Genomic DNA, 24,136 nt, shown 5'->3' with positions numbered 1-24,136 from the left:
TTTACGTCCTACTTTTTGGCGATGTTTGCGCAATAATGTTGCGCTGCACTGCTGCAATTAGGTAAGGAAGAGGTCAACGAAGGACTATGACTGGGGAAAAGAGGATCAACACGTGAAATTCGGTGTTCCTAAGGAAGTCTTTGAGGGGGAAGCGCGTGTCGCGCTGACGCCTGAAAGCGCCAAGCAATTACAAAAGCTTGGGTATGACTGTGCCATTGAGACCGGGGCGGGTGCGCTCGCCGGGTTCTCGGATAAGGATTATGAAGAGGCCGGCGTCGAGATCGTCAAGACGGCGCCCGCGCTCTGGAAGGATTGCGACATTGTCGCCAAGGTCCGCCAGCCCAACGAGACGGAAATGAAGCGTCTCAAAAAGGGCCAGACGTTGATTTCCTTCTTCAATCCCGGCGGGAATGCCGAGGGGATGGAGGCGGCGAAGGCCAAGGGTGCCAATGTCATCGCCATGGAAATGGTGCCGCGGATTTCGCGGGCGCAGAAGATGGACGCGCTGTCGTCGATGGCCAACATCGCGGGCTACCGCGCGGTCATTGAAGCGGGCAACAACTTCGGCCGTTTCTTCACCGGTCAGATCACCGCTGCGGGGAAAGTGCCCCCGGCGAAGGTTCTGGTTGTTGGCGCCGGTGTGGCCGGTCTTGCCGCCATCGGCACCTCGACCTCTTTGGGCGCTGTGACCTACGCCTTCGACGTGCGGCCCGAAGTGGCCGAACAGGTCGAAAGCATGGGCGCCGAATTCGTCTATCTCGACTTCGAAGAAGAGCAACAGGACGGTGCGGCCACGGGCGGTTATGCCTCCGTGTCGTCGCCTGAGTTCCGCGAAGCGCAGCTGGCGAAGTTCCGCGAATTGGCGCCCGAGGTGGACATCGTGATCACCACGGCGCTCATCCCGAACCGCGAAGCGCCGGAGCTTTGGACCAAGGATATGGTCGAGGCGATGAAGCCGGGTTCGGTGATCGTCGACTTGGCGGCGGAAAAAGGCGGCAACTGTAAGCTGACCGTCAAGGACGAGAAAATCGTCACCGAGAATGGCGTAACCATCATTGGCTACACCGATTTCCCGTCCCGCATGGCCACACAGGCCTCGACGCTTTACGCCACCAACATCCGTCACATGATGACCGACCTGACCCCTGAGAAAGACGGTCAGATCAATCACAACATGGAAGACGACGTGATCCGTGGCGCGACCGTGGCCTATGAGGGCGAGATCACCTTCCCGCCGCCGCCGCCGAAAGTGGCCGCGATTGCCGCGAAGCCGAAGGAAAAGGTCAAGGAAAAGACCCCCGAAGAGAAACGCGCCGAAGAGGTCGCCGCTTTCAAGGCGCAGACCAAGCAACAGGTGACGCTGATCGCCGTCGGCGCCGTGCTTTTGCTGGGCGTGGGCCTTGTCGCGCCTGCATCTTTCATGCAGCACTTCATCGTTTTCGTCCTGTCGGTGTTCATCGGCTTCCAGGTGATCTGGAACGTGTCGCACTCTTTGCACACGCCGCTGATGGCCGTGACCAACGCAATCTCCTCCATCATCATCTTGGGCGCCTTGCTGCAAATCGGCTCGGGCAACTGGTTGGTGATCCTCTTGGCCGCGCTCTCTGTCTTTATGGCGGGGATCAACATTTTCGGCGGCTTCCTCGTGACACGGCGCATGCTCGCCATGTTCCAGAAATCGTAAAGGAGCAGAGGCAATGGATTTCGGATTTACGACGGCGGCCTATGTGGTCGCGGCGGTTCTCTTCATCCTCTCCCTGGGCGGTTTGTCGGGGCAGGAAAGCGCGAAACGCGCGGTGTGGTACGGCATTGCCGGCATGGCTTTGGCGGTGTTCGCAACGCTGATCGGGCCGGGGGCGGGGCTTTGGCTCCTGTCGCTCATCCTGATCGCGGCGGGCGGGATCATCGGCTGGTATGTCGCCAATAAGGTCGAGATGACCGAGATGCCGCAGCTTGTCGCGGCGATGCACTCGCTCGTCGGTCTTGCGGCCGTGTTCGTCGGCTTCAACGCGCATTTCGTGATGCATCATGTGGCGGGTCTGCATGGCGGCGAAGAGCTTGGCACTTTCGCAGCACTTGTGGCGCATAAGTCGCCGGTTGAGCTGAACATTCTCAAGGTCGAGCTGTTCCTCGGCATCTTCATCGGGGCGGTGACTTTTACCGGCTCCGTGATCGCCTATGGTAAACTCGCTGGCAAAGTCTCTTCGGTGGCGAAAAAGCTTCCGGGTGGGCATATGCTGAACGCGGGTGCGGCTGCGCTCTCGCTGATCTGCCTGATCTGGTACTTCAACACCGGCGGGCTGTTCCCGGTCATCCTGATGACGCTGGCGGCGCTCTTCATCGGCTACCATCTGATCATGGGCATCGGCGGCGCCGACATGCCGGTCGTGGTCTCCATGCTCAACTCCTACTCGGGCTGGGCGGCGGCGGCGATTGGTTTCTCGCTGTCGAATGACCTCTTGATCGTGGTCGGCGCGCTGGTCGGGTCCTCCGGTGCGATCCTGTCCTACATCATGTGTAAGGCGATGAACCGCAGCTTCGTTTCCGTGATCTTGGGCGGCTTCGGCGGCACAGCAGGTCCGGCGATGGAGGTCGAGGGCGAACAAGTCGCGATCGACGCCGACGGCGTGGCCACGGCCCTTAATGAGGCTGACTCTGTGATCATCGTGCCGGGCTACGGCATGGCCGTGGCACAGGCGCAAGGTGCCGTGTCCGAGCTGACCAATAAGCTGCGCGCCAAGGGCAAGAACGTCCGCTTCGCCATCCACCCGGTCGCAGGCCGCCTGCCGGGGCACATGAACGTGCTCCTGGCCGAAGCCAAAGTGCCCTACGACATCGTGCTGGAAATGGACGAGATCAACGACGACTTCCCGGACACCGACGTGGTGATCGTGATCGGCTCGAACGACATCGTGAACCCGGCCGCCCAAGAAGACCCGAACTCCCCCATCGCGGGCATGCCGGTCCTCGAAGTGTGGAAGGCGAAACAAGTGTTCGTGTCGAAACGCGGTCAGGGCACCGGGTATTCTGGCATCGAGAACCCGCTGTTCTACAAAGAAAACACGCGCATGTTCTATGGCGATGCGAAAGCGTCGATGAATGCGCTGTTGCCGAAGATCGAGTGATCTTCATTGCAGGATCACTACTCAGGAAGGGCGGTCTTCGGGCCGCCCTTTTTGTGTATTTTCGGCTGCCATGAAGATGCACAGGCGGGATGCGCCGAGACTGCTTTCCATTTGATCTTATGAGCGGCATGGTGACGTCACAGGAGATCCCCATGCAGCACACCCGCCCCGAAGACATTCAGACCGATCTGGCTTTCATCGAAAAAATGACCGCCATGCGTCACGACATCCACGCCCATCCGGAGACCGCTTATGAAGAGGTACGGACCTCTGCCATCGTTGCGGCGTATCTCGAAAGGCTGGGGATTGCGGTGCATCGCGGGCTTGGCAAGACCGGCGTGGTGGGGACGCTGAAAGGCACGCGTCCGGGGCAGAAATCCATCGCGCTGCGCGCCGATATGGATGCGCTTCATATCACCGAGGAGACGGGCGTGCCCTATAGTTCAACGGTGCCGGGCAAGATGCATGCTTGCGGACATGACGGCCACACCACGATGCTTTTGGGCGCGGCGGAGAAACTGGCCGCCAACCCGGATTTCGCAGGTGCCGTGCATTTCGTGTTCCAACCAGCCGAAGAAGGCGGCGGCGGGGCCGATGCGATGATCAAGGACGGCTTGTTCGAGCTGTTTCCGACGGATGCGATTTACGGCGTGCACAATGGGCCGATGGATCCTCTGGGGCTTTTGACCACGCGTGTGGGGCCTTACACCTCAGCCTCTGACGATTGGGAGATCGTGTTTGAAGGCACCGGAGGACACGGCGCGGCCCCGGAAAAATCCACCGATCCGACAGTGGCCGCGGGGCAATTCATGGCGACGCTCGGCAATGTTGTCTCCCGCCATGTGGCGCTGACCGATTGGGCCGTGGTGTCCATCGGCCATGTCGCAGGCGGCGAGCGTGAAAGCGCCAATATCATTCCGGCGAAAGTTATGGTCGCAGGGACGGCGCGCAGCTATGCGCCCGAGGTGCGTGACACGTTGGAACGCGAGATCACCCGGCTGGCCGAGGGCTGTGCCATGGCCTGCGGGGTGGCGGCGCATGTGGACTATGAGCGGGGCTATCCGCCGCTGGTGAACACCTGTGATGAGGTCGCCGTGACGGGGCGCGCGCATATGGCCTCGGTGGGCGAAGCATTGACGATGACGGATGCCCCGGCCATCGGAGCCAGTGAGGATTTCGCCTATTATCTGGAAAAGATTCCAGGGGCTTACGTTTCCATCGGCAATGGCGACGGGCCGGGATCAGCCTTTGTCCACACGCCGAAATTCGATTTCAACGATGCGCTGATCCCGATCGGGGTGGCCTATTGGATGAATGTCGTGGCTGAGGAGTTGGGGGCGACATGAGACGAAAGTATACCATGGCATTCAGATAAGTCTTTGAAATGGAATGAAAATATTATTTGCTTTGAAGGGCGCGCGCAGGCTATAGGCGTAAAACAACGCTGAATAAGAGACGCATATGGCCCCTTTGCAAGACCACCCGCGCCGCTATGAGCTGGCCAATGAACTGCACGCCCGTCCTTTCCCGGAGGTGAGTACCAATGCGCGGGCCGCCTATCTGGCGATCCGGGCCTCGGGCGATGCGGCGCGGCGTGACCGCGATCTGGACCGCGCGCATCTTTTGGCGCTTTTGGACCGTTACGGCGCCGCGCATCCGGCGCCGGGAGCGACGCATTATATCGGGCCTTTGGGCAAATATCGTCTGAAATGGGAAAGCCACACGGAATTCGTGACTTACACGATTTTCGCCGATGGCGTGGCGGATCGGGCCTTTGACAAAGGCACCTTTGATCTCTTCCCGGAAGACTGGTTGAATGACGCGCCGGGGCAGCGGATCACCTCCGCGCTCATTCGGGTGGAAACCGTGGAAGCAGAGGCCCAAATTGTCGAGCGGATTGACAGCTGGTTCGAGCGCGAAAGCCTTGCCGTTGCTCATGTCCTCGATGGGGCGCTGACGGTCGCGGGAGATTTTCGCATCGATGAGGCCGGGCATATGCGTTTTGCGATTTTCCCGGAACCCGATTGTGGTCGGCGTCGGATCGGGCGCGTGTTGCAGCGGCTCTGCGAGATCGAGACCTATAAGGCGATGTCGATGCTGGGCCTCGTGCAGGCGCGCAAAGTGGTGCGCGAGCTTGCGGATATCGAACAGGAACTGGCGGAGTTGATGGCGACGCTGACCTCGAAACAGGACGTTCCCACTGAGGCGCTTTTGGAGGATATTCTGGGCCTTTCGACCCGGATCGAAGGCATCGTGACGCGCACGAATTTCCGTTTTGGCGCGACCGGGGCCTATGAGGCCATCGTCAACCAAAGGATCGAAGTGCTGCGCGAGAGCCGGTTCATGGCGCGTCAGCTTTTCGGAGAGTTCATGATGCGCCGCTATGATCCGGCGATGCGCACGGTACAGGCGGCCAAGTCGCAGCTCGAAAGCCTCGCGGAACGCACGGCGCGGGCGGCGAACCTGTTGCGCACAAAGGTCGATGTCGGACGTCAGGCGCAGAACCAATCTCTGTTGGAGAGCATGAACAAACGTGCCGATCTGCAACTGCGCTTGCAGGAGACGGTCGAGGGGCTGTCGGTGGTGGCGATCAGCTATTACGCCGTGAGCCTCGTGGGCTATCTGGTCTACCCAGTCCTCGAACCGCTGCACCTGTCGAAAGGGCTGGCGCTGGCGCTGGTCACTCCGCTGGTTGTGCTTGCGGTTTGGCTTGGGTTGCGGCGGATAAAGAAGCACCATCTCGGATGATCCGGGCGGCGATCACTCCGCCCAAAGCAATTGAGATCAGCGCAAGGATGGCGGCCAGAGACAGGCTCGGCACGCCCGCAAGGCCCGCACCCACGGTGCAGCCGCCAGCCAACACACCGCCCACACCCATCAAGGCCGCACCGGCCATGTAACGCCCGGTTTGACGGGGGCTCTCGAAGCTCTGCCACCGGAAGCGGTCAGACAACAGGGACGAGACGAGAGCCCCCAAAATGACACCACCGATAAGGCCGGTGCCAAATCCCGCAGGGATCGAAGACGCCGCGACGGACCAGAACAGGGTCTCGGCGGAGGGCGAGGTGAAGGACAGGCTTTCCATCGCGATCGGGTCGAATTCGTCGAAGAGGACAAAACCCGTGCCGATCCACGCGGCGGGCACCAAAAGGCCGATCAAGGCGCCGAGGGCGAGATCGCGTTTCGATGTGGCGAGACGCCAAGCCGCAATGGCGGCAGCCCCCACGATGAGCACAGTCCAGATCAGCCCAGAGCCGGGCAGGGCGGCCTTGTCCAGCGACAGCGTGACGCCGCCCAGAGTGGTGCGCAGCGGGGCGAGGATGCCTTTGAGCGTGGCGTGGGCCACGACGGCGAAGACCACGAGCACGAGGGCCGCACGCAGGTTGCCGGAACCGGACAGAACGGTGAGACGCGAGACGCAGCCCCGGGTCAACACCATCCCGACGCCGAACATCACCCCGCCGATCACAATGGCAAGCCAGGGCAGATCGGGCGTCAGGAAACGGTGGTCTGCGAAGGAAATCAGGCCCTGCGCGACGGCGAGTTGCGTGCCGAGCACGGCGGTGGCGAGGCCCGCAAGCCAGACACCCGCAGCGGCGCCACGTTCGCCCTTTGGCCCGGCGACGGAGCGACGGAAACAAAAGCGCGACACTTCGGCCAGCGCGCCGAACAGCACACCGATCACAAGGCCAAGGATCACCGCCGCTTGTCGGGGCGCAAGGTCCAGTCCGAGAGATTCATACATGTCGCGTCCTTCCGTGAAGGTGGAATTTTATCCCTCATATGCAGAAAAATAGATGCGATGCAATCTTGTGAAGGTGCGGCCGCGCCCGTGGGTTTGGGAAAATGTTCCGATCCACACATTTGTGCGAAACGCGCGTTCGGAACCTATGCCTCGCCACGGAATTAAAGAAAAACGCGCCGGGGGAGCGGCGCGCTTTTTGTTTTTATTTGGCTGGGGCGGCGTTTCTGGCTCACCGCCCGCGAATACGCGGATCAAGCGCATCGCGCAGCCCGTCGCCGATATAATTCACGGCTAAAACGGTCAAGGAGATCGCCAGACCGGGCCAGATCACGCGTTCGGGGTACTGCTGGATGAAATCCTTCGAATCGTAGAGCAGGCGGCCCCAGGTCGGGTAATCCGGCGGAAAGCCGAGGCCCAGAAACGACAGCGCGGACTCTGTAATGATCGCATTGGCGATGCCCAAAGTGGCCGAGACCATGATCGGCGACATGATGTTCGGCAGGATATGGCGCGAGACGATCCGGTCCGACGGCGTGCCGATGGAGCGGGCGGCCAGCACATATTCGCGTTCTTTCAAGGCCAAAACATCGCCGCGCACGATCCGGGCGGTCTGCATCCAACTGGTGATGCCGATGACAAAGACGATCAGGATGAAAATCCCGGTCTCAAGGCCAAAGACCGACCGCAAAGGGTCGCGAAACAGCATGATGATCACGAGCAAAAGCGGCAAAAGCGGCAGGGCCAGAAACAGGTCGGTGAAGCGCATCAAGAGGCCATCGAGTTTCTTCCAATAGCCTGCCAAGACGCCAACAAAAGTGCCGAGCACGAGAGACAGGAACATGGCGGTGAGACCGACGGAGATCGAGACCTGCCCGCCTTGCAACATGCGGGCAAGCACGTCGCGGCCCAACTGGTCGGCGCCGAAAGGATGCGCCAGAGACGGGCCTTGGTTGCGGGCGCGGATGTCGATATGGCTCGGGTCGATGGTCCAAAGGAACGGGCCGAGATAGACGGCCAGCACGATGAAGACGAAGAAAATCAGCCCGGCCATGGCCCCTTTGTGGGTTTTGAACTGATCCCAAACGTCCCACCATTGGTTGCGGGGCTTTTCCTCATGGACGGGGAGGGTGGTTGTGTCGGTCATGGTTGGCCTCCCTTAATCATAACGGATGCGCGGATCGAGCATGCCGTAGATGATGTCCGCAATGAGGTTGAAGAGCACGATGAGCACCGCGAAGATGAACGTCAGCGTCTGCACCATCGGCGCGTCAGAGGCGTAGATCGCAGTGATCAGCATCTGGCCGAGACCGTTCACTTGGAACACCTGCTCTGTGATGATGGCGCCGCCAAAGATGTTCGGCACGCCAAGCGCGATGACGGTCACCACCGGGATCATCGAGTTGCGCAGCACATGCATGAGGACGACGACGCGCTCGGACAGGCCCTTGGCCCGCGCGGTGCGGACGTAATCCTGATTGAGATTGTCGAGCATGGAGGCGCGCATGAAGCGGCTGACTTGGGCCGCGTTATAGAGCGTCAAAACGAATACCGGCATCGCCATCTGACGCACTTGGAACCAGAACGAGGGCCAATCGGTGATCCTATGCGTGGTGTCGTAGATCGACGGGAACCAACCGAGGGTCACGGAGAAGACGACGATCAAAAGCACACCCGAAAAGAAGGTCGGGATCGAAAACCCGACCATCGAGACAAAGGTGCCGAGCTGGTCGAACCAGCTGTACTGACGATAGGCGGAGATGATGCCGATCGGCACGGCGATCAGCGTCGCGAAGATGTAGGACAGGCCCACGACCCAAAGCGTCTGCGGCATGCGTTCGGCGACGACGGACATCACCGGGGAACGGGATTGGAAGGAGATAATCCGTTGTTTCCCCTCGGCAAAATTGGTGCCGAAGATATGGTCAAAGGCGACCTGAGGTTCGACCACGAAGAACTGGTAAAGCCAGTTCAGAAACCGGATGTGGACGGGTTCGCCAAGGCCCAGAGCCTCGCGCATTTTCTCTTTCACCTCGGGCGGCACGGTGAGCGGGATTGAGGCCATCGGATCGCCGGGGGCCAGATCGAGCAGCAGGAAGATCACCAATGAGATGAACAGTAGCGTCGGCACGGCGAGAACCAGACGACGGATCGTGAAATGAAGCATGAAGGCTGCCTTGCGGTCTTATGTCATTGAAGCGGGCGCCCCTTTCGGGACGCCCCACAAGAGATCACTCTTTGATGCGATACCAATCGGCCGCATTCCAGAGTTCGGAATCCCAGGTGTTCAGGATGACACCGCCCAGAGAATTGGCGTGTGCCGACAGGCGGCCACGGTCGACGAGCGGGATGATGACATATTCCTGCATCAGCATGTCGTTCATGGATTTCGCCAATTCCGCACGCTCGTTGATGTCACCGGTTTCGGCCATTTCGGCCACAAGCGCGTCATACTCTTCGGCGCAGAAACGCGGCATGTTGTTGCCCTGCCATTGGGTTTCCGGGCGCGGCGCCTGAACGCATTCCCAGTTGGCCATATAGGCTTCGGGGTCGGTGCCGTCGAAGTTGTTGGCGTACATTTCCACGTCCGCGTAGAACTTTTGGAAGGTGTCGGGCGAACCCGCATCGCCGCCGAAGAACACCGAGGCGTCGATGTTGCGCAACTCGGTTTCAACACCGATTTCTTCCCACCACTGTTTGATGATCGCTTGGAAATCCTGACGGATCGCGTTGGTCGAGGATTGGAACAGCAAAGACAGTTTCACGCCGTCTTTCTCGCGGATGCCATCGCCATCGCTGTCCACCCAACCGGCCTCTTCGAGCACGGCTTTTGCGCCTTCGATGTCCTGCGTCAGACAGGCGTCGTTGGCGGTGGATTTGTAAATTTCCGGCGCCGGCAATACGTTACAGGTCGGGCGACCTGCATCGCCATAGCCAATCTCGGTCAAAAGCGCGCGGTCGATGGCCATGGAAAGCGCTTTGCGCACCGCGATGTCGGAGAGGAAGGGGTGCGGATGCGCGGCGGTGGCGCGTTCGTCGCCCAAAGCGGGGTTCGGGTCGGTCAAGTTGACCATAATCCGCTCGACGAGCGTGCCATAGGCGCTGACAAGCTGGCCTTGGCCCTTGGCGAGCATGGCTTCGAGCAGGTCAGGTGCCACCTGGGTGTTCCAGGCGTAATCGAATTCGCCGGTCTCAAGCACGGAACGGGCCGCAGATTGCGCATCACCGCCGCCTTTCAGCGTGGCGGTGGCAAAGGCCGGTTTGGCCGGATCGCGGTAGTTCGGGTTGGCGGAGAGGGAGACCACGTCGTTGGTCTTGAACTCATCCACGACAAACGGGCCGGTGCCGATGGGGGCAAAGTTTTGATCGGTACAGGAGGCCATGGCTTCGCCGGTGCAATTTGCGAATTGGGCTTTTTGCACGATCGGGGCCTGCGCGCCCACGAAGGGACCGTAGGGGAAGGGTTTCGGCACGCCGAAGGTGACAATAACCGTCAAGGCATCCGGGGTCTCGACGGAGACAACGTCATTGTATTTCTCGGACTGGGAACAGCCGCCGCCCTCGGAGGTGCAATATTCCCAAGTGAATTTCACATCTTCGGACGTCAGATCGGAGCCGTCGGACCACTTGAGGCCTTCTTTGAGTTTCCACGTGATCGTGGTCAGATCTTCGCTCACGCCACCGTTTTCGACGGTGGGCACGGATTCGGCCAGAAACGGCACAATCGCGCCGGTTTCGTCGTAGCGCGCCAGCGGTTCCAGTACGAGAGACGCGGATTCAAGCTCTTTGGTGCCGCCCGACAGATAGGGGTTCATCGTCGACGGGGCTTGGTAATAGATGATGTTCACATGGCCGTCGGCGCCGCGTTCCGCGAAGGCGGCGGGCGCCATCGACAATGTGGCGACTGTGCCCAGAACTGTGCCCATCAGGGCAGTCTTGAGTTTCATTATAACAACCTCTCCTTGTTGAACCGGCATCGGGCCACGGACTGAACGTGATTCAGAGACTGGACCAGTGCGTGAACCGCACATTTTAAGATTTCCCGCCGGACGTGTTGTAACTCATTCCTCTTTATCGAACCTGACGCAACCTGTGCGGGTGGTCTTGCTGAGGGCAAGACGACTCGCCGGGTTGCGCGGCTATAAATTTATCGAATGATAAAAACTTAGGCGAAGCAAGGCGGTTTCTCTGAGAAAATCGGCAGACCGCCCATATCGTTACGTTATCCTTGCATGCGGTTTCAGCGAATGCTCGTATTTCAGACAAACCGATTTGACAGTGTCAGCGCGGCAGGCATAGCGTCGAGGGAAAGGTCCTCATGACAGCTCCATGAGGACGGCTCTTGTCGCTTTGAGCCGCGCGAGGACCTATCTCAATCCACCAAGACCCGAAAGGCGATCCATGCTCGATACCACTCCCGATACGCCGCCAGAGACGCCGAGAGACACGCCCGAAACCCGTGCCCTGATCGACGTTTCGCATCTCAGGGTCGAATTTCCGACCCGTGGCGGGACGGTTGTGGGCGTCAAGGATGTGTCCTTCACCATCGCGCCGGGGGAGACGCTTTGCGTGGTCGGAGAATCGGGGTCGGGCAAATCCGTGTCCTCGCTGGCGATCATGCGGCTCATCGAATTCGGCGGTGGGCGCATCGCTGAGGGCGACATCAAGCTGCGCAAAGAGGACCAGATCATCGACCTGACGGCGATGAACCCGGAAAAGATGCGGGCGCTTCGTGGCAATGAGATCGGCATGATCTTTCAGGAGCCGATGACCTCGCTGAACCCGGTGTTCACCATCGAACGCCAGCTTTGCGAAGGGCTGCGGGTTCATAAGGGCATGAGCAAAGATCAGGCCCGGGCCCGCGCCATCGCGTTGATGAAAGACGTGCGCATTCCCGAACCCGAACGCCGTTTGAGCCAATATCCGCACGAGCTGTCCGGCGGTATGCGTCAGCGTGTGATGATCGCCATGGCGATGGCCTGTGAGCCGAAACTCTTGATCTGTGACGAACCGACCACGGCGCTCGATGTGACAATTCAAGCCGAGATTCTGGCGCTTATTGACCGGTTGAAACGCGAACATGGCACCGCCGTGCTGTTCATCACCCATGACATGGCGGTGGTGGCGCAAATGGCCGACCGCGTTTTGGTGATGTTCCGCGGCGATGTCGTCGAAGAGGGCCGTGTCGAAGAGATTTTCGAACATCCGAAAGAGGATTACACCAAGGCGCTTTTGGCCGCCGTGCCGAAACTTGGCGAGATGACCGGCAAGCCCGCGCCCGAACCGATGCGTCTGATCGGTGTGCCGCAGGGCGAGATCAAACCTGTGCCCTATGCGCCCGAAGGCACTGCGCCGGTTCTTGAAGTCAAAAACCTCGTTACGCGTTTTCCGGTCAAGGCGGGGCTGTTGCGCAAGACGGTCGCCAATGTTCATGCCGTCGAGGATGTGTCTTTCTCGATCAAGCCCGGCGAAACCCTGTCTCTGGTGGGCGAGAGCGGCTGTGGGAAATCGACCTGCGGGCGCTCTGTGCTGCGCCTTGTGGAGCCGCAAGCAGGCTCTATCCTTTTGGAAGGCAAAGAGGTTCTCGACCAAAACCCGCGCAATCTGCGCCGGTTGCGCCAAGACATGCAGATGATCTTTCAGGACCCGTTTGCGTCCCTCAATCCGCAGGTGCGCCTGATTGATCAGGTCGCCGAACCGCTGCGCAACTATGGCCTTGCGCATGGTTCCGAGATCACCGACCGCGTCGCCAACCTGTTCGACCGGGTCGAACTGCCGCGCTCTTTCATGAAACGCTACCCGCATGAGCTTTCGGGCGGCCAGCGCCAGCGGATTGCCATCGCCCGCGCGCTGTCGATCAACCCGAAATTGGTGATCGCGGATGAAGCCGTGTCTGCGCTCGATGTGTCGGTGCAAGCGCAGGTGGTGAATCTGTTGATGGAGCTTCAGGCCGAGCTTGGCATTGCGATGCTCTTTATCAGCCACGACATGGCCGTGGTCGAACGCGTCAGCCACCACACGGCGGTGATGTATCTGGGCCGGATCGTCGAGATCGGCCCGCGTCAGGCCGTTTTTGAGAACCCGCAGCACGACTACACCAAATCGCTGATGACCGCCGTGCCGATCGCCGATCCGCGCAATAAAAAAATCAGTTCGAACCTGTCGTTCAAACCGATCCCGTCCCCGATTTTTCCGGCGGATCACACGCCCGCCAAATCCACCTACCGCGAAGTGGCGAAAGACCACTTCGTATTGGAGCCCATCGAGGGCTTTGCATATTGAACGCCACCGCGTTCCGTACTGACCAGAAAAGAGACTGAAATGCCCATCAAGAACCGCCTTGCCGAATTGTTGCCGGAAATCACCGCATGGCGACGCGACATCCACGAAAACCCCGAGCTGATGTTCGAACTGCCGCGCACCTCGAAAAAGGTCGCGGACCTGCTGCGCGAGTTTGGCTGTGACGAGGTGGTCGAAGGCATGGCCAAGACCGGTGTTGTCGGCGTGATCAAAGGCAAATCGGATAGCAAAGGCCGCACCATCGGGCTTCGGGCCGATATGGATGCTCTGCCGATTCTGGAAGAAACCGGCTCGGAGTTTGCCTCGAAAAACCCGGGCGTGATGCATGCCTGCGGCCATGACGGTCACACCGCGATGCTTTTGGGGGCGGCTAAATACCTCTGTGAGACCCGCAATTTCGACGGCACCGCCGTGGTGATTTTCCAACCCGCCGAAGAGGGCGGCGGCGGTGGTCGTGTGATGTGCGAAGAAGGGCTGATGGAGCGCTTTGGCATCGACGAGGTCTACGGCATGCACAATTGGCCGAACCTACCGACGGGGACCTTCGCGATCCGTCCCGGCCCGTTCTTTGCCGCCGCTGACGAGTTCGAAATCTACGTGAAAGGCAAGGGCGGCCACGCCGCGAAGCCGCATGAAACGGTCGACAGCACCGTGACGGCGGCGCATCTGATCCTGGCGCTTCAGACCATCGCGTCGCGCAATGTCGACCCGACGAAACAGGTGGTGGTCTCGGTCTGTACGGTCGAATCCTCGTCCAAGGCGCATAACGTGTTGCCCGCGCAGGTGCTGTTGAAAGGCACAGTGCGGACGCTTGACGCCGAAGTGCGGACCCAGGCCGAAGAGCGCGTGAAAGAGATTTGCGCGGGCGTTGGCGCCACCTACGGCGCGGAAATCGTTGTGGATTATCACCTCGGCTACCCGGTCATGGTGAACCACGATCAGGAAACCGAATACGCCATCGAGGCGGCCACCAAAGTGTCGGGCGGTTGCGAGGAATACCCGCTGGTGATGGGCGGCGAAGATTTCGCTTACATGTTAGAGGAACGCCCCGGTGCCTATATCATCGTCGGCAACGGCCCGGGCGCGCCGGTGCACCACCCGAAATATATGTTCAACGACGAGGCCCTGCCGGCGGGCTGTTCGTGGTACGCCGAAATGGTGGAAAGCCGTCTGCCTGCGGCGTGAGTATTTAGGCTGCAGTGAAGAGAGGGCGCCTCCAATTGGGGGCGCTTTTCTTTTGTCTGAAAATATCCCGGGGGTGAGTGCCGTCTTGGAAATGCTCTGGGGGAGCATTTCAGGCGCGAACGGGCGGAGCCCTGCGAGGCGAGGGGGCAGCGCCCCCGACCCCGCTTATCCGCCAGTGTGCGACATATGCCGGGAGACCTGACCGTCGGGCTTTTGCCGCGAATAGTCGAAATCATGGCCTTCGGGTTTGCGCAAAATGGCGGCTTCGATGGCACGGATCAGGGGGGCTTCGTCGTCCGGATGTGCGCGCAGGACATCACGCAGCGAGGCTTTGTCCTCTTGACCGAGACACATGAATAGTTCGCCGGTGCAGGTCATCCGCACGCGGTTGCAGCTTTCGCAGAACTCATGCGAGAGCGGCGTGATAAAGCCGATCTTTTGCCCGGTTTCTTCAAGACGCACATAGCGCGCTGGCCCGCCTGTGCTCTCGGGCAGGTCGGTGAGGGTAAAACGCTCCGCCAAAGTGGCGCGCATGTCCTTGAGCGACCAATACTGCCCGACGCGGTCCTCGTTGCCGATGTCGCCCATCGGCATGACCTCGATAAAGGTCTGGTCCATATCCTCGCGGGCGCACCAGTCGATCAGCGTGAACAATTCGTCTTCGTTGAAACCTTTGAGCGCGACCGTGTTGACCTTGACCCGAAGCCCTGCCTTCCGCGCGGCCTCGATCCCGCGCAGCACCTGATCGAGGCGGCCCCAACGGGTCACGCGTTGGAATTTCGCCGCATCCAGTGTGTCGAGCGAGACGTTGATCCGGCGCACGCCCGTCGCATAGAGGTCGCTGGCAAAGCGTTCCAATTGCGAGCCGTTCGTCGTCAGGGTCAGTTCACGCAAAGCGCCGCTGTCGAGATGCCGTGACATGGCGTCGAAGAAGGTCATGATCCCGCGCCGCACCAAGGGTTCGCCGCCGGTGATCCGCAGTTTCTCGACGCCGAGACCAATGAAGGTCGAACACATCCGGTCCAACTCTTCGAGCGTTAGCAATTCCTTTTTCGGCAGGAATGTCATGTTTTCCGCCATGCAATAGACGCAGCGAAAATCACAGCGATCCGTCACCGACACACGCAGGTAGGTGATCGGACGGGCGAAAGGGTCGATGAGGCGGGGTGCGTTTGGCGCGACGTTTGACATGGCGCTCAATCTAGGGCGCCGCAGTTCAGATGCCAAGTTATTTAGTCGGATTTTGTGCGAGATTGAACCACGCGCCGCACCATGCCTGCGCGTTTGCGATCATGTTTGCCGAGGCTCTTGAGCCAGCTGTCGGCCATGCGCGAGACGTCTTTGTCCGCATCCTGAAGCGCATAGGTTAGCCAATAAAGCACATCGTCTATGGCGCTCACCTCATCCTCTGTCGGATGTGCGAGTTTCGCCAAGGGCAGAGACAGTCCCAAAGCCGCACGACGGTCCAGCGCGCGTTCGGATTTGGCGAGATCATGCACCACAGCCATGCGCGACAGATCGACAGCAATGCGACGCGCACCAGCGCCCGCAAGCGCATCCAGTTCGGCCCAGGTTTCGGCCTCGGAAATCCAGCTGCAAATCTGATCCCAGATGGCGGCATCGTCGGCAATGCGCGCTTGCGTCAGAAGTTTCGCGGCCATGAGACGGGCTTCGAACACCGGCTCGGCCCAAAGCGCGCGCGCCAGATCGAGACGTTCGGGAAAGCTCACGTCCTGACGCCATGCGCGCGCAAAATTCTCCAGCACTTGGGGCGGAACCCCCAGAGCCTCCGAACGGCCAGCGCGGTCACTGAGCGCAGACGCCTTTTCTACGTCGGCGGAGCGCCGCAGGGTTTCCAGAACCGTTTCGGGAGTGATCGACATCTTTTTGCCCTTTTGATGAGGTATCGCTTGATCAGCCAAAACCACAAGAGAGCCAAAGGGACAATGAAAAACCTTATCAAACTGTTGTTGACCGCCTCCGCTTTTGCCTATGCGATGCCGATTGTGACGGCCGATTTCGCGGGCTTGAATACCGCAGAGGCGCGCAGTGAGAATGCGAATGGTGGCAATTCCGGGAACTCCGGAGGGCATGGAAATTCGGGAGAGCGCGGCAATTCCGGCAACCGGGGACAGTCGACGAGCGGCAGCCATGGGAATGCCGGGAATGCGGGGAACCCGGGTGGTAAACCGTTGGCCTCCGCACTCAAGTCTCTGAATTCATTGGGGCGCAACCCGAATGGCATCATGAATTCCTCAGACCCGAAAATGGCGCCGATCAAGGAGTATCTCAACGCTGTGGCCGAGTATGAGAACGCCGAGGATGCTCTGAATGCGGCCAATTCGGCCTATGGGGACAGCTATGCCGATCTCGCGGCCGCCGCGGCAGCGCTTGGTCTGTCGTCCGATCCGGCGAGCTGGGGCTCTGAGATTGAACAAATGAGTGCCGATCTTGCTGCAAATCCTGTTGCGGAAGGCGAGCCCGGCTATCAGGATTATCTCGATCAACTGGCCGCCGTAGAGCAGGCGCAGGCGGATTACGAACAGGCTTTGGCGGACAAAGCCGTTCTCGATGCGGCGGCGCAAGATGTGGCTGATGCAGAAGGCGCGATTTCAGATGAGGCGCTGGTCGACGCGATTGTGGCGGCTCAGAATGCCACCGGCAATGCGCCGATCACGGCGGATGATGTGACGCCGGAGATGCTGAATTACGCGAAATCCAAACTCGGGGTCTGAGGCTTTTCCCCGGGCCAGAAATCCACGTCGAAGCCGCCCCGCATTTGGGGCGGTTTCTTTTTAAGCGTTATTCGACCGTCACCGATTTCGCCAGATTGCGCGGCTGGTCCACATCCGTGCCTTTTGCGACCGCCGTGTGATAGGCGATGAGCTGCGCGGGGATGGCGTAGAGCAGGGGCGCGAAGAAATCCGGCACCTCGGGCATTTGAACCGCTTGCCAGACCCCGTCGGAGGCCACGTCGAGGCCCTTTTTGTCCGACACCAAAAGCACCTTGCCGCCGCGTGCCATGACCTCTTGCATGTTCGACACGGTCTTGTCGAACAGCGCGTCATGCGGCGCGAAGACGATCACGGGCGTGTGGCTGTCGATCAGAGCGATGGGGCCGTGTTTCAACTCGCCGGATGCGTAACCTTCGGCGTGGATATAGCTGATTTCCTTGAGTTTTAATGCACCCTCAAGGGCCAAGGGATACATCGGGCCACGGCCTAGGAAAAGCACATCGGTGGCTTCGGACAGCTCGTTGGAGACGGCGTTGAGACGGTCGTCGAGATCGAGCGCCCGGGTCAAAAGTCCCGGCAGCGTGCGCAGCTCAGCGAGGCGTTGAGCCAGCGTCGCATCGTCGATCTGACCGCGTTGATGTGCGGCCTCCAAAGCCAAAAGGGCCAGCACCGTGAGTTGGCAGGAGAAGGCCTTGGTCGAGGCCACGCCGACCTCGACACCCGCCAGGATCGGCAGGGCGATGTCGCTTTCGCGCGCGATGGAGCTTTCCGCGACGTTGACGACGGAGACGATCTTGTCGGCCTTGCCGGACATGTATCGCAGCGCGGCCAAAGTGTCGGCGGTCTCGCCCGATTGGCTCACGAAAATTGCCAGCGTCCGGGGGGCGACCGGCGGTTCGCGGTAGCGGAACTCAGACGCCACGTCGATTTCGACCGGAATGCGCGCCACCTGTTCGAGCCAGTATTTCGCCGTGTAACAGGCGTAATAGGCCGTGCCGCAGGCGACCATGATGATCCGGTCGAAGGCCCCGAAATCTATCCCTGGATCGGGCAGCACGATGCCGGTGTCATCGGCGTTGAGATAATAGGCGAGTGCTTCGGAAATCACCGTCGGCTGTTCGGCGATTTCTTTCGCCATGAAGTGTTTGTGCCCGGCTTTTTCAATGCGGGCGGCGTTCAAGGCGATGGTGCGCCGCGCACGTTGCACCTGTGCGCCGGTCTCGTCGAAAATCTCAAGGCTCTCGCGGGTGATCACCGCCCGGTCGCCTTCGTCGAGATAGGTGACCTGATCGGTCATCGGCGCCAAAGCGATGGCGTCGGAGCCCACGAACATTTCGCCCTTGCCGTGACCGATGGCCAGCGGTGAGCCTTTGCGTGCGGCGACCAAAAGGTCCTCCTCGCCGTCGAACAGGAAACAGAGCGCAAAAGCGCCTTCGAGCGTGTCGATGGTCGCCATCGCGGCCTCCACCGGCGCTTTGCCTGCGTCCATGAAGCTTTGGCACAAAAGGACAACGGTTTCCGTGTCCGTCTGGGTCACGAAGTCATAGCCCTTTTGGCCAAGCTCTTCGCGCAGCTCGCGGAAATTCTCGATGATGCCGTTGTGGACCACAGCCACAGGACCGGCCTTGTGCGGGTGGGCGTTCACCACGGAGGGCGCGCCATGGGTGGCCCAGCGGGTGTGACCGATGCCTGATTTGCCCGCGAGCGGCTCATGCACCAACAAATCGGACAGGTTCACCAGCTTGCCGACCGCACGACGCCGGTCCAGCTTGCCGTTCGACACGGTGGCGATCCCGGCGCTGTCATAGCCGCGATATTCCAGCCGTTTGAGCGCCTCGACAAGGATCGGCGCCGCTTCGTGATTTCCCAAAACCCCTACAATACCGCACATTTTACTGCCCTTTTTGCTTTTTAGCCTTCAAAGACTTTAACTTTTCGAACATTCGCACCGCGAGCATCGGTTTGTTCACCTGTTTGGCCCGCGCAATCGCCAAAGCCCCCGGTTCGATGTCGGAGGTGATCACCGATCCGCTGGCGGTCATGGCCTCATCGCCCACGGTGACCGGCGCGACCAGCATGGTGTTCGACCCGATGAACGCATTGCGGCCCACGATGGTGCGATGTTTGAACACGCCGTCATAGTTACAGGTGATCGTGCCTGCGCCCACATTCGTGCCGTCGCCGATGTCGGCATCGCCAATGTAGGTCAGGTGGTTCACCTTGGTGCCTTCGCCGATCTGGGCGTTTTTCACCTCGACGAAATTGCCAATATGCGCGTTGTTCGCCAGCTCCGCGCCGGGGCGCAGGCGGGCAAAGGGACCAACGGTCGAGCCCATCGAGACATGGCAGCCCTCGAAATGCGAAAACGCACGCAGGCGGGTCAGGGATTCCACGGTCACACCGGGGCCAAAGATCACGTTCGGCTCCACCACCGTGTCGCGGCCGATATAGGTGTCGAGCGAGAAGAACACGGTTTCAGGCGCCATCAGTGTGACGCCATTTTCAAGGGCTTCCGCACGTTTCATGGTCTGGAAAATGCCTTCGGCACGGGCCAGTTCCACACGGGTATTCACGCCCAAAGTCTCGGATTCGTCACAGGCGACAGCGGTCGCCGTACGTCCGGTTTTCCAGGCAATTTCAACGATGTCTGGCAGGTAATATTCCCCCGCCGCATTGTCATTCCCGATCTGTTCCAGCAGATCGAAGAGCACGGAGGCGTCAGCGGCCACCAAACCAGAGTTGCAGAAGGTGATCGCGCGTTCGGCCTCTGTTGCGTCTTTGAATTCCACGATGCGGGTGAGCTTGTCGCCCTCCATCACCAAACGCCCGTAACGCGCCGGGTCTTTGGCCTCAAACCCAAGCACGACCACGTCGGCGGACTTGCGGGCCTCCGCCATGCGTAGGATCGTGTCTTCGGAAATGAATGGCGTGTCGCCATAAAGCACGATGGCGTCGCCTTCGAAGCCCTCAAGTGCCGCTTTCGCCTGCAACACCGCATGTGCCGTGCCGAGTTGCTCTTCTTGGCGGGCGATGACGATCTCTTCGTCGATCTTTGCGGCCTCTGCCGCCACCTGATCACCACCGTGACCCACGACCAGAACCGTGCGCTCAGGTTCCAAGGCCGCGCCCGAGGCCAGCGCATGGGCAAACATCGGCGCGTTGCCGATCGGGTGCAGGACCTTGGGCAGGTCGGAATTCATCCGCGTGCCTTGGCCGGCGGCCAAAAGAATGAGGGCTGTTGCCATGGTGTTCGTCCCGATCTGCTCTTTTCTTTATCTGTTTGCCGTTTTACCCATGACACGCAGCACCGCAAGGTCCCACAGGGCCGGGGGGCTTCACTTATTCTGACGTCAGATTACATCGTTCAGCGGGAGTTTGCCCAAAACAGACCCGTCGTTGTCGAAAAAGGACCAGTACATGCGCACAGTGATTTTCGATCTCGATGGCACGCTTGCGGACACCTCCGCCGATTTGATCGCGGCGGCCAATGCCTGTTTTCGGGGCTTGGGCTACGGTGATGTGTTGGACGCGCAAGCCGATGCGCATACGGCCTTTCGCGGCGGGCGGGCGATGCTGACGCTTGGGTTTTCTCGCGTGAAACCGGGGTTCTCCGACGACGATGTGATGGCGCAATATCCGGTGTTGCTGGAGGCCTATGCCGAAGACATCGACACCCACACGCGGCTCTACGAGGGCGCGGAGGAGGCCATTGAGGCGCTGCGCAGCGGCGGCTATGCGGTGGGGGTTTGCACCAACAAGCCAGAGGATCTGGCGGACCGGCTGCTCACGCGTCTGGGCGTGCGCGATCTGTTCGGGTCGATGATTGGCGCCAAGACCGTGGGGGTGTCAAAACCCGATCCGAAACCTTATCTGGCGGCGGTTGAGGAGGCGGGCGGGGTGCTCTCGCAGTCTTTCCTCGTCGGCGACACGGAGACGGATCGGTCCACCGCGAAGGCGGCGGGGGTGCCCTGTGTCTTAGTGACTTTCGGACCCGATGGCGATGGGGTGAAACGGTTGGAGCCGGAAGCGTTGCTCACGCATTACAATGACTTGGGTCGTCTGACACGGGAGTTGATCGGATGAGCGACGAGGTCTTTAAAGGCAATTTCACCCAACAAGAGCCGATCCCCGAAGAGGCCATTGAGGCCGCCGTGGCGGTCATGCGCTCCGGGCGATTGCACCGCTATAACACTGGGCCGGGGGAGGCGGGGGAGGTGGCCCTGCTTGAACAGGAATTTGCCGCCTATACGGGCGCCAAATACTGTCTGGCGGTGGCCTCGGGCGGCTATGCTCTGGGCTGCGCCCTACGTGCGCTGGAAGTCCAGCCTGATGCGCCGGTCTTGACCAACGCCTTTACGCTTGCACCCGTGCCCGGCGCGATTGCGAGCGTGGGCGCTAAGCCAGTGTTTGTCGGTGTGACCGAGGGGCTGGTGATCGACCTCGATGATCTTCAGGTGAAAATTGCGGAGACGGGCGCCAAGGTCCTGATGCTATCGCATATGCGCGGGCATATCGTCGATATGGATGCGTTGATGTACATCTGTAACGGCGCAGGAGTCGCGGTCATTGAGGATTGCGCGCATACCATGGGCGCGCATTGGGACGGGGTGCCCTCGGGGCGGCATGGCGTCATCGGCTGCTACTCGACGCAGACCTACAAACACATCAATTCGGGCGAAGGCGGGTTCCTGATCACTGATGATGACGAGATCGCGGCGCGGGCGATCATGTTGTCGGGATCGTACATGTTATACGGCAAGCACCTTGCTGGTCCGGCGCCTGAAGTGTTCGAAAAGGTCAAATATAACACGCCGAATGTTTCTGGCCGGATGGACCATCTCAGGGCCGCGATCCTGCGGGTACAGCTGCGAAGTCTGGAGGCTCAGGTCGAGAAGTGGAACGCGCGCTATCGTGTGGTCGAGGCGGGGCTGCGGGACACGCCCGGTGTCACGCTCATCGACCGACCGCAGCAAGAACATTACGTCGGCTCGTCGTTTCAATTCCTGCTGATGGATTGGCCGGACGCCAAGATCGAAGCGCTGGTCGCCGCCTGTCTCAAACGTGGGGTCGAGCTGAAATGGTTCGGTGCGCCGGAGCCCACGGCCTTTACCTCGCGCTATGAAAGCTGGCGCTATGCCGAGCCGCAAAGCCTGCCCGACAGCGACCGGGTGCTGCGCGCGATCATGGATATGCGCCTGCCGCTGACCTTTAGCCTTGAGGATTGTGCGATGTTGGCGCGGATTATCCGGGACGAGGTGACGCGTTTGGCGCACTGATCCTGTAAGGAAGGCGCCATTTTCCTAGTTTTTTTGTCGGAATAAGCTTTCGAATCGCGGCATGGAAATATTTGCCGCGGTGCGGCTTAGAAAACATGCGTCACAGGTGAAAAAACTTCGCAGCCCCCTTGAAACATGGGGCTTTCTCACGCTGGCGTTGGTTGACCATAGTGTCGCAGAGGGCTAAACCACGACAAGCTAGCAAAGCAGCGCGCCTGCGATCGCCCGACAGCCCGTCCCGCGAAGAAGCGCGCCTATCAAGGAGCCGCTCGTGGAAGACTTGCTTCGGGAATATCTCCCCATCGTCATTTTCCTCGGCCTCGCCATTGCGCTGGGCCTCGTGTTCATCTTCGCAGCCCTCATCCTCGCCGTGCGCAATCCCGACCCTGAAAAAGTGTCGGCCTATGAATGCGGGTTCAACGCATTCGACGACGCGCGGATGAAATTCGACGTGCGGTTCTACCTCGTGTCGATCCTGTTCATCATTTTCGATCTCGAAATCGCTTTCCTCTTCCCCTGGGCCGTTGCGTTCAAGGACGTCGGGATCGTGGGCTTTTGGTCGATGATGGTGTTCCTCGCTGTGCTGACCGTGGGCTTTGCCTATGAATGGAAGAAAGGGGCGCTGGAATGGGCGTGACGACCGGAGCCAACACCGCAGGTGTGGACAAGGAACATTCCACGCAGGTTCTCAACAAGGAACTGCAGGACAAGGGCTTTTTGCTGACGTCCACGGAAGACATCATCAACTGGGCGCGCACCGGGTCGCTGCACTGGATGACCTTTGGTCTCGCCTGCTGCGCCGTCGAGATGATGCACACCTCGATGCCGCGTTATGACCTTGAGCGTTACGGCACCGCCCCGCGCGCCTCTCCGCGTCAGTCCGACCTGATGATCGTTGCGGGCACGCTGACCAACAAAATGGCACCGGCGCTTCGTAAGGTTTACGACCAGATGCCGGAGCCGCGTTACGTGATCTCCATGGGGTCCTGTGCCAATGGCGGCGGCTATTATCACTACAGCTATTCGGTGGTGCGTGGGTGCGATCGCATCGTGCCCGTGGACGTCTATGTCCCCGGCTGCCCGCCGACCGCAGAGGCGCTGATGTACGGCATTCTGCAGCTGCAACGCAAAATCCGCCGCACCGGCACGATTGCCCGCTAAGGAGAGCATGAGATGAGCGAAGCCCTCCAAGAACTTGCTGCGCATATCGAGATCAAGCGTCCGAATGATGTGCTGAAAACCGAGGTGGCTTACGGCGAGCTGACCGTCACGGTCACCTCCGCAGGCATCGTCGATTTCGTCGAGTTTCTGAAGACCGACAGCACCTGTAAATTCTCCTCGCTGGTGGACATCACGGCGGTCGATCACCCGAGCCGCGATCAGCGGTTCGATGTGGTCTATCACTTCCTGTCGATGTACCAGAACCAGCGTATCCGCGTCGTCGCCCCTGTGCGCGAAGAGGAAACCATCCCGTCAATCATCTCGGTCCACCCCTCTGCGGGCTGGTTCGAGCGTGAAGTGTTCGACATGTTCGGGATCATCTTCTCCGGTCACCCGGACCTGCGGCGTCTGTTGACGGATTACGGTTTCCGTGGCTATCCGCTGCGCAAGGATTTCCCGGCGACGGGCTACACCGAAGTGCGCTATGACGAAGAGCTGAAACGCGTCGTCTATGAGCCGGTGAGCCTCGTGCAGGAATACCGCCAATTCGACAACCTTTCCCCGTGGGAAGGCGCGAAATACATCCTTCCCGGCGACGAGAAGGGGGCCTGA

The 24,136-nt window shown here is 60.2% G+C and carries 20 protein-coding genes; 12 read left to right on the top strand and 8 right to left on the bottom strand.

Annotated features, from left to right (window positions below; genetic code table 11):
- The first annotated feature begins 112 nt into the window (after nucleotides 1-112).
- The 4 genes from ACN0X0_RS12445 to ACN0X0_RS12430 all read left to right on the top strand — a co-directional run bounded on the left by ACN0X0_RS12445 (nucleotide 113) and on the right by ACN0X0_RS12430 (nucleotide 5,873).
- Nucleotides 113-1,684 carry a Re/Si-specific NAD(P)(+) transhydrogenase subunit alpha gene (locus ACN0X0_RS12445; RefSeq protein WP_417279411.1) on the top strand — a complete coding sequence of 524 codons (1,572 nt, stop codon included), beginning with the start codon at nucleotides 113-115 and terminating at the stop codon, nucleotides 1,682-1,684.
- A gap of 13 nt (nucleotides 1,685-1,697) precedes the next feature.
- On the top strand, nucleotides 1,698-3,125 hold the full coding sequence (locus tag ACN0X0_RS12440) for an NAD(P)(+) transhydrogenase (Re/Si-specific) subunit beta (RefSeq protein ID WP_417279410.1): 1,428 nt from the start codon (nucleotides 1,698-1,700) through the stop codon (nucleotides 3,123-3,125).
- Between the two features lie 152 nt (nucleotides 3,126-3,277).
- Nucleotides 3,278-4,471, top strand: a complete 1,194-nt coding sequence (locus ACN0X0_RS12435; protein WP_417279409.1) for an amidohydrolase — start codon at nucleotides 3,278-3,280, stop codon at nucleotides 4,469-4,471.
- 115 nt (nucleotides 4,472-4,586) lie between these two features.
- Entirely contained in the window at nucleotides 4,587-5,873 is a 1,287-nt protein-coding gene (locus ACN0X0_RS12430; RefSeq protein ID WP_417262101.1) for a DUF3422 family protein, read from the top strand.
- Here the strand turns inward: ACN0X0_RS12430 and ACN0X0_RS12425 are convergent.
- The 4 genes from ACN0X0_RS12425 to ACN0X0_RS12410 form a co-directional block, all read right to left on the bottom strand.
- Nucleotides 5,806-6,870 carry a YeeE/YedE family protein gene (locus tag ACN0X0_RS12425; RefSeq protein WP_417279408.1) on the bottom strand — a complete coding sequence of 355 codons (1,065 nt, stop codon included), beginning with the start codon at nucleotides 6,868-6,870 and terminating at the stop codon, nucleotides 5,806-5,808. The genes ACN0X0_RS12430 and ACN0X0_RS12425 overlap by 68 nt on opposite strands.
- Before the next feature lie 229 nt (nucleotides 6,871-7,099).
- Complete coding sequence (locus tag ACN0X0_RS12420) at nucleotides 7,100-8,014, bottom strand: ABC transporter permease (protein ID WP_417279407.1); 915 nt, start codon at nucleotides 8,012-8,014, stop codon at nucleotides 7,100-7,102.
- Nucleotides 8,015-8,026: 12 nt separating this feature from the next.
- Entirely contained in the window at nucleotides 8,027-9,034 is a 1,008-nt protein-coding gene (locus ACN0X0_RS12415; protein ID WP_321362775.1) for an ABC transporter permease, read from the bottom strand.
- A gap of 64 nt (nucleotides 9,035-9,098) precedes the next feature.
- Nucleotides 9,099-10,814: a peptide ABC transporter substrate-binding protein gene (locus ACN0X0_RS12410; protein ID WP_417262097.1), complete on the bottom strand. Its 1,716-nt coding sequence runs from the start codon at nucleotides 10,812-10,814 to the stop codon at nucleotides 9,099-9,101.
- Nucleotides 10,815-11,268: 454 nt separating this feature from the next.
- Between ACN0X0_RS12410 and ACN0X0_RS12405 the strand changes: the two genes are divergently transcribed.
- Both ACN0X0_RS12405 and ACN0X0_RS12400 read left to right on the top strand, forming a co-directional pair.
- Entirely contained in the window at nucleotides 11,269-13,149 is a 1,881-nt protein-coding gene (locus ACN0X0_RS12405) for an ABC transporter ATP-binding protein (RefSeq protein WP_417279406.1), read from the top strand.
- A gap of 39 nt (nucleotides 13,150-13,188) precedes the next feature.
- The gene (locus tag ACN0X0_RS12400; protein WP_417279405.1) at nucleotides 13,189-14,352 is read left to right on the top strand and encodes a M20 aminoacylase family protein; all 1,164 of its coding nucleotides are present in this window, start codon (nucleotides 13,189-13,191) and stop codon (nucleotides 14,350-14,352) included.
- 165 nt (nucleotides 14,353-14,517) lie between these two features.
- On the opposite strand, the gene moaA is transcribed toward ACN0X0_RS12400, so the two are convergent.
- Nucleotides 14,518-15,543, bottom strand: a complete 1,026-nt coding sequence (moaA, locus tag ACN0X0_RS12395; protein WP_417279404.1) for a GTP 3',8-cyclase MoaA — start codon at nucleotides 15,541-15,543, stop codon at nucleotides 14,518-14,520.
- 41 nt (nucleotides 15,544-15,584) lie between these two features.
- Entirely contained in the window at nucleotides 15,585-16,235 is a 651-nt protein-coding gene (locus ACN0X0_RS12390) for a DNA alkylation repair protein (RefSeq protein WP_417279403.1), read from the bottom strand.
- Between the two features lie 63 nt (nucleotides 16,236-16,298).
- Here ACN0X0_RS12390 and ACN0X0_RS12385 point away from each other — a divergent pair, with 63 nt between their 5' ends.
- Entirely contained in the window at nucleotides 16,299-17,087 is a 789-nt protein-coding gene (locus ACN0X0_RS12385; protein WP_417279402.1) for a hypothetical protein, read from the top strand.
- A 67-nt stretch (nucleotides 17,088-17,154) separates the two neighbouring features.
- On the opposite strand, the gene glmS is transcribed toward ACN0X0_RS12385, so the two are convergent.
- A complete protein-coding gene (glmS, locus tag ACN0X0_RS12380) occupies nucleotides 17,155-18,978 on the bottom strand; it encodes a glutamine--fructose-6-phosphate transaminase (isomerizing) (RefSeq protein ID WP_417279401.1) in 1,824 nt (607 codons plus the stop codon).
- Nucleotide 18,979: 1 nt separating this feature from the next.
- Entirely contained in the window at nucleotides 18,980-20,332 is a 1,353-nt protein-coding gene (gene glmU / locus ACN0X0_RS12375) for a bifunctional UDP-N-acetylglucosamine diphosphorylase/glucosamine-1-phosphate N-acetyltransferase GlmU (RefSeq protein ID WP_417279400.1), read from the bottom strand.
- A gap of 172 nt (nucleotides 20,333-20,504) precedes the next feature.
- Here glmU and ACN0X0_RS12370 point away from each other — a divergent pair, with 172 nt between their 5' ends.
- From ACN0X0_RS12370 to ACN0X0_RS12350, 5 genes are all read left to right on the top strand, one after another.
- Entirely contained in the window at nucleotides 20,505-21,170 is a 666-nt protein-coding gene (locus tag ACN0X0_RS12370) for an HAD-IA family hydrolase (RefSeq protein WP_417279399.1), read from the top strand.
- Entirely contained in the window at nucleotides 21,167-22,363 is a 1,197-nt protein-coding gene (locus ACN0X0_RS12365; RefSeq protein WP_417279398.1) for a DegT/DnrJ/EryC1/StrS family aminotransferase, read from the top strand. Before ACN0X0_RS12370 ends, ACN0X0_RS12365 begins: the two co-directional genes overlap by 4 nt.
- Before the next feature lie 271 nt (nucleotides 22,364-22,634).
- The gene (locus ACN0X0_RS12360) at nucleotides 22,635-23,000 is read left to right on the top strand and encodes an NADH-quinone oxidoreductase subunit A (protein ID WP_417262087.1); all 366 of its coding nucleotides are present in this window, start codon (nucleotides 22,635-22,637) and stop codon (nucleotides 22,998-23,000) included.
- Entirely contained in the window at nucleotides 22,991-23,524 is a 534-nt protein-coding gene (locus ACN0X0_RS12355; RefSeq protein ID WP_167602075.1) for a NuoB/complex I 20 kDa subunit family protein, read from the top strand. The genes ACN0X0_RS12360 and ACN0X0_RS12355 overlap by 10 nt, the downstream gene beginning before the upstream one ends.
- A 12-nt stretch (nucleotides 23,525-23,536) precedes the next feature.
- Nucleotides 23,537-24,136: an NADH-quinone oxidoreductase subunit C gene (locus ACN0X0_RS12350; protein WP_417279397.1), complete on the top strand. Its 600-nt coding sequence runs from the start codon at nucleotides 23,537-23,539 to the stop codon at nucleotides 24,134-24,136.

Origin of the sequence: Celeribacter sp. (assembly GCF_048270365.1) — a bacterium.
Taxonomy (GTDB): Bacteria; Pseudomonadota; Alphaproteobacteria; order Rhodobacterales; family Rhodobacteraceae; genus Celeribacter.
This window is presented reverse-complemented; position numbering and strand designations above follow the sequence as displayed.

Coding starts and splice junctions, on each gene's coding strand:
- moaA (WP_417279404.1), bottom strand. CDS start 15,543: ATGTCAAACGTCGCGCCAAACGCACCCCGCCTCATCGACCCTTTCGCC.
- ACN0X0_RS12425 (WP_417279408.1), bottom strand. CDS start 6,870: ATGTATGAATCTCTCGGACTGGACCTTGCGCCCCGACAAGCGGCGGTG.
- ACN0X0_RS12415 (WP_321362775.1), bottom strand. CDS start 9,034: ATGCTTCATTTCACGATCCGTCGTCTGGTTCTCGCCGTGCCGACGCTA.
- ACN0X0_RS12365 (WP_417279398.1), top strand. CDS start 21,167: ATGAGCGACGAGGTCTTTAAAGGCAATTTCACCCAACAAGAGCCGATC.
- ACN0X0_RS12435 (WP_417279409.1), top strand. CDS start 3,278: ATGCAGCACACCCGCCCCGAAGACATTCAGACCGATCTGGCTTTCATC.
- ACN0X0_RS12405 (WP_417279406.1), top strand. CDS start 11,269: ATGCTCGATACCACTCCCGATACGCCGCCAGAGACGCCGAGAGACACG.
- ACN0X0_RS12410 (WP_417262097.1), bottom strand. CDS start 10,814: ATGAAACTCAAGACTGCCCTGATGGGCACAGTTCTGGGCACAGTCGCC.
- ACN0X0_RS12440 (WP_417279410.1), top strand. CDS start 1,698: ATGGATTTCGGATTTACGACGGCGGCCTATGTGGTCGCGGCGGTTCTC.
- ACN0X0_RS12350 (WP_417279397.1), top strand. CDS start 23,537: ATGAGCGAAGCCCTCCAAGAACTTGCTGCGCATATCGAGATCAAGCGT.
- glmU (WP_417279400.1), bottom strand. CDS start 20,332: ATGGCAACAGCCCTCATTCTTTTGGCCGCCGGCCAAGGCACGCGGATG.
- ACN0X0_RS12385 (WP_417279402.1), top strand. CDS start 16,299: ATGAAAAACCTTATCAAACTGTTGTTGACCGCCTCCGCTTTTGCCTAT.
- ACN0X0_RS12390 (WP_417279403.1), bottom strand. CDS start 16,235: ATGTCGATCACTCCCGAAACGGTTCTGGAAACCCTGCGGCGCTCCGCC.
- ACN0X0_RS12355 (WP_167602075.1), top strand. CDS start 22,991: ATGGGCGTGACGACCGGAGCCAACACCGCAGGTGTGGACAAGGAACAT.
- ACN0X0_RS12420 (WP_417279407.1), bottom strand. CDS start 8,014: ATGACCGACACAACCACCCTCCCCGTCCATGAGGAAAAGCCCCGCAAC.
- glmS (WP_417279401.1), bottom strand. CDS start 18,978: ATGTGCGGTATTGTAGGGGTTTTGGGAAATCACGAAGCGGCGCCGATC.
- ACN0X0_RS12430 (WP_417262101.1), top strand. CDS start 4,587: ATGGCCCCTTTGCAAGACCACCCGCGCCGCTATGAGCTGGCCAATGAA.
- ACN0X0_RS12370 (WP_417279399.1), top strand. CDS start 20,505: ATGCGCACAGTGATTTTCGATCTCGATGGCACGCTTGCGGACACCTCC.
- ACN0X0_RS12400 (WP_417279405.1), top strand. CDS start 13,189: ATGCCCATCAAGAACCGCCTTGCCGAATTGTTGCCGGAAATCACCGCA.